This window comes from Mycobacterium sp. E3298 (assembly GCF_001666895.1).
GTDB lineage: Bacteria > Actinomycetota > Actinomycetes > Mycobacteriales > Mycobacteriaceae > Mycobacterium.
Genome location: NZ_LZJB01000055.1, coordinates 1 through 1,827 on the forward strand (window position 1 = coordinate 1; position 1,827 = coordinate 1,827).

The 1,827-nt window shown below is 69.3% G+C and carries 2 protein-coding genes and 2 pseudogenes; 2 read left to right on the forward strand and 2 right to left on the reverse strand.

Features of this window, described 5'->3' with window-relative positions; translation table 11 throughout:
* Window positions 1–87: pseudogene (locus tag A9X05_RS31890) on the forward strand (hypothetical protein); the annotation flags it as partial.
* 71 nt (window positions 88–158) lie between these two features.
* On the opposite strand, the pseudogene A9X05_RS02000 reads toward A9X05_RS31890, so the two are convergent.
* Window positions 159–428: pseudogene (locus tag A9X05_RS02000) on the reverse strand (ATP-dependent DNA ligase); the annotation flags it as partial.
* Window positions 356–853: a DUF402 domain-containing protein gene (locus A9X05_RS02005; protein ID WP_067778862.1), complete on the reverse strand. Its 498-nt coding sequence runs from the start codon at window positions 851–853 to the stop codon at window positions 356–358. The gene A9X05_RS02005 and the pseudogene A9X05_RS02000, both read right to left, overlap by 73 nt.
* Before the next feature lie 84 nt (window positions 854–937).
* Here A9X05_RS02005 and A9X05_RS02010 point away from each other — a divergent pair, with 84 nt between their 5' ends.
* The gene (locus tag A9X05_RS02010; protein ID WP_067778866.1) at window positions 938–1,684 is read left to right on the forward strand and encodes an SDR family oxidoreductase; all 747 of its coding nucleotides are present in this window, start codon (window positions 938–940) and stop codon (window positions 1,682–1,684) included.
* Window positions 1,685–1,827: the final 143 nt, after the last annotated feature.

The following is a 1,827-nucleotide window of genomic DNA, read 5'->3' on the forward strand; positions in this document are numbered from 1 at the left end:
TATGCGGTTCACCCGTGGGGCCTCTACGTGGCCCGGCCCACCCCCGGCCGCGCCCAGTTCCATTACCTCGAATCCTGCCTGCTACCGGTGCAGCTCATAGTCGCTGACATTACGCCCAGCGCAATCGGGGGACCAAGCGCTCAGGCGCCGCTCTCCCGCACCACCTCGCCGTCGACCACGAAGCGCGTCGCGCGCTGGGCGGCAAGCGCATCGACGAGTTCCGGGTAGGTTCCGTTGAGCGGCTGTCGGTTTCGCGACAACATCCGCACCCGGTCGCCGTCGCGGAACGCCAGACAGCGCATCCCGTCGAACTTGCGCTCGAAGATCCAGCGCGGATCGGAGAACCGCCTGTCGGTCAGGGTCGCCAGCGTGGGGGATCGCCAGTCGGGCACCGGTTCGTCGGGCAGCGCGGCCACGTCTGGCGCCACGTCAGCTCCATCCCATGGCCGACCAACCAGCGGGAGAGGTCATAGCCGTTGCGGGCCAACCCCGCAACGGCGTCCACGGCGCGCCGCACCGCCAGCTCGGCGACCTCCGGGGTCAACAGGCCGTGCCGGACGGCGTCCAGCAGCTCGTCGACGTCGGCCAGGTCCGCGCCGTCGCCGGTGCGGACTTCGATGTCGAGGTAGTGGTCCTCCGAACGCCACACCTCGGGCCCCGGCGTGTATTCGCCCACGTCGAGGTAGTAGTCGTGATCGCGCTCGTGGCCCGGGTTGAAGTGAAAGACGGTGGCGCGCAAGCCGAGCGAGGGCAGCAGCCAGGATTCGAGGTAATGGAACTGGGCGCGGCCGGGGGTGGGCCGGGCCACGTAGAGGCCCCACGGGTGAACCGCATAGTCGTCCACGTCCCGCACGATGCCCTTGGGATCGGTGTTGGTGCGGGCGATCAGGTCGAACGTCTCGTGCTTGGGCGGATGGATGCACCTACTCTAGTCACAATGAGCGACCTCAGCGGAAAGACAGCCCTGGTCACCGGCGGGAATTCGGGCATCGGGCTGGCGGCCGCGCAGCGGCTGGCCGACGCGGGCGCCCACGTCATCCTGACCGGGCGCAACCAGCAGACCATCGACGCCGCCGTGGCCTCGATCGGTGAACGGGCGACGGGCGTCCGCGCTGACGTGGCCAACCTTGACGACGTGGCCGCCGTCGCCGACGTCGTCGCCTCCCGCGGAGCGGGCCTCGACGTGCTCTTCGCCAACGCGGGCGGCGGAGAATTCGCGGCACTGGGCGACATTTCGGTCGAACACTTCACGTCCACGTTCATGACCAACGTGGGCGGCACGCTGTTCACCGTGCAAGCCATGCTGCCGCTGCTCAACCGCGGGTCGTCGATCGTGCTGACCGGCTCGACCGCCGCCTACAACGGCACCCCCGCGTTCAGCGTGTACGCGGCGACCAAGGCGGCGATCCGCTCGTTCGGGCGGACCTGGGCCGCCGAACTCGTGGGCCGCGGGATCCGGGTCAACACCATCGTTCCCGGACCGGTCGAGACGCCGGGGCTTTTGGGGCTGGCGCCGGCCGGGCGGGAGCAGGAGTTGCGAGAAGGCGAGGCGGCCAAGGTGCCGATGGGCCGCCTGGGCAGGCCCGAGGAGGTCGCCGCGGCGGTGCTTTTCCTCGCGTCGGACGAGAGCAGCTTCATGACCGGCAGCGAGATCTTCGTCGACGGCGGTGCGGAGCAAATCTAGGGCCGCGCCGGCCTATCGGCGTAAGCGGATTCTCCACCGCACGAAGCCGGCGTAGAAGAGCGACAACGCCGCCAGCATGCCCATGTCCAGCAGCCACACCTTCGGCGTGTGCTGCCAGAACCGGTCCTGGGACAGCAGCGAAT

Coding starts and splice junctions, on each gene's coding strand:
- A9X05_RS02010 (WP_067778866.1), top strand. CDS start 938: ATGAGCGACCTCAGCGGAAAGACAGCCCTGGTCACCGGCGGGAATTCG.